Source organism: Corynebacterium sp. HMSC070E08, assembly GCF_001808895.1.
GTDB classification, from domain to species: Bacteria; Actinomycetota; Actinomycetes; order Mycobacteriales; family Mycobacteriaceae; genus Corynebacterium; species Corynebacterium hiratae.
This window is the reverse complement of the sequence record NZ_KV794765.1, coordinates 1-2,585: the sequence shown is the minus strand read 5'-3', so window position 1 is coordinate 2,585 and position 2,585 is coordinate 1. Positions and strand designations below refer to the sequence as shown.

Annotated in this window: 1 protein-coding gene and 1 pseudogene; both read left to right on the top strand. The window is 58.7% G+C overall.

The genetic code is table 11. From position 1 onward, the window contains the following. Positions 1-262: pseudogene (locus HMPREF2526_RS12935) on the top strand (ISL3 family transposase); the annotation flags it as partial. 526 nt (positions 263-788) lie between these two features. Next, on the top strand, positions 789-2,216 hold the full coding sequence (locus HMPREF2526_RS07410) for an APC family permease (RefSeq protein ID WP_070546693.1): 1,428 nt from the start codon (positions 789-791) through the stop codon (positions 2,214-2,216). Positions 2,217-2,585 lie beyond the last annotated feature (369 nt).

Genomic DNA, 2,585 nt, shown 5'->3' with positions numbered 1-2,585 from the left:
CGTTGATCTTCCTGTCGTTGGATTCCCCACCAGGTTGCATGTAACAGTCCCCAGGTTCCGGTGCACAGCCGTCTCATGTAAGAGGAAGATCTTCCAAGAATCTTTAACCTGCGCTGATGACGGCGCCAAGCTCACTTATCGGGTCACTCGCTGGATCTTGCAGCGCCTTGCTATTGACCGGATGAGTGTGTCAGCTACCGCTAAAGCACTCGGTGTGGGATGGGACCTGGTCAACTCCTGGTGCAACCTTCTAGCCCCGATGACTTCGAAGCACTCACATCAGCTACACTGACCCAAGCGGCATAGCTAACCCCCCGACGTGTCTACTTTCCGGGGCCAGGCCCGACTATGCGGCGAAAGGAAACGGAATTTCTCGGCGGACTAGCATCACGTGCGTCTTGATTTATGAGGGCCCCCTGGCCGGCTGGGGCTTCTTGGCGAAGCAACACGCAGTTTGGTTGGCGGATAGTTTGCAACAGTTGCCGGCGCTATGCGACGGGAGCTTAGACACAAGGGTCGTCGTCAAGCGCCTTTTGCGGGAGTTGGGGTGCGATCCTTGGGCCAACGCATAGCGACATCGCAAGAGCGCAGGACATGCGAGTGTTTGGTAACCGAGCTCTGCGATGGCCAACATCGGTTACGTTCATTGAATGAAAGGTGGAACCCCGCATTAAGTTTCTTAGATCTGCAGCACCCCTAATCAAGAACCTCTAGACTTACCAGTAACGCGCGCTGGGATCGTCCGCAAGGTCCTTGCGCCCAAGGTGAATTGTCTGGAGTGAGACTACATGTCGGAGAATGCGACACTGCGGAAAACGATGAAGCCCTCGTGGGTCTTTGCCATGGCGTTGGGTGCGGCGATTGGCTGGGGCGCCTATATCTTGCCGTTCGACTGGATGCAGAAGGCGGGGCTTGCGGGAACACTCATCGGCTTTGTCATCGGCGGCCTGATGATTGCCGTTATTGGTTTGAGCTACGGCTTTACCATTCGCGCGCTGCCGCTGACCGGTGGTGGCGTGGCGTTCGCTATGGCTGCGCTCGGCCGGACTCATGCGTTTATCGCGGGATGGGCGCTGACGCTGGGGTACTCGTGCGTTGTCGCGTTGAATGCGTCGGCGGTCACGCTCGTCTTCCGTGTGACTTTCCCTGAGCTGGTTATGCGGGGCGTGCTTTACGACGTCGCCGGGTGGACCATCTATCTCCCCGAAGTAGCCATTTGCTCACTGTTTATCCTTGTGTTCGCGTGGTTGAACTCCAAGGGTGCTGCGCTCTCCGGCCGGTTCCAGTTCTTTGCTGTTGTGCTCATGATCCTGGCGGTGGTGGTTATTGTGGCGTCGATGGTTATCTATTACGTCGCCGCGCGCCCGGAGCTTGCTCCCGCCTTTCCTGTAGATGTGCCGCCGGCTGCGGCGGTGGCAACCATCATTGCTTTTGCCCCGTGGGCCTACGTGGGCTTTGATTCCATTCCGCAGTTGGCGGGCGAGTTCAATTTCTCGCCACGGAAGGCGCTAGGCCTTCTGATGTGGGGTATTACTGTCGCGACGGTCATTTACATGGCGATGATGCTGGCGACGTCGATTGCCGTGGGCACCCACCACGATGCTTTCGAGGGCGAGGCTTGGCCACCGGCAGCAGCCATCAGCGAGGTGATGGGGCCGGCTGGTTTGGTGCTCATGGTCGTCGCGGTCAGCGCGGGTGTGCTGACAGGCCTTAATGGTTTCTACACCGCGGCAAGCCGTGTGCTGTTTACGCTGGGGCGGGCTAATTTGGTTCCGCGCCGCCTGGGTGAGCTCAAGGGGAAGCAGCACGCCCCGCGCAATGCGATTCTCCTAGTGTGTGCGGTGTGCCTGGTGACCCCGTGGTTTGGGCGCGCGGCGTTGACGTGGGTCGTCGACATGTCCAGCGCTGGTATCACGGTGGCGTATTTCTACACTTGTTTCTGCGCCTGGAAGATTGCGCGCACCGGGCAGGTTCCGGGGATGCCGAAGCCCATTGCGCCCAACAAGTTCTACGAGTACTTCGCCCTGGCTGGGTGCATCCTCTCCGTCGGGTTCTTGGCGCTGCTCTTTGTTCCGGGCTCGCCTGGCATGCTCGGAACGGCCCCGCTTATCGCGCTGGTTGTTTGGATTGTGCTGGGGCTGGCGTCGTGGGCCATCAAGAGCCGGCAGCTGAAGGATGTGCCGCCGGAGGAGACGGCGGCGTTGATTTTGGGGTAGCAGATCGATATCGCTGGTGTGCTCTTACGCAAGTACGGGATTTGTAGCTTTGATCGGGGCAGGGGAGAGACGTCGTCAAGCGCACGCGTCTTGTATACGCTAGCCCCGACGAGCTCCCGCAGCGCTGAGCTCAGGGCGTCGGCAAGCTAGGCGGCTGAGGACTCGTGGGGTAGCTCCACTTCGTGTCCACTAAACGAGGGTAACCTCTCAAAGAGGCTGTTAAGGAATTGACGTACGCTTCGCACTTAACTGTTAAGCGTACCTTTCTAGTTGTCAGACCTTAAAGAGAATCCATGAATATCCAGTGTGGAGAATTAACGGGCTCTTCCGGTTTTGGGGTGCGTAGCGGGGTGAGGTAGAACATGACGG

Bases quoted from the DNA above. Each gene is read 5' to 3' on its own strand.
- HMPREF2526_RS07410 (WP_070546693.1), top strand. From the start codon at position 789: ATGTCGGAGAATGCGACACTGCGGAAAACGATGAAGCCCTCGTGGGTC.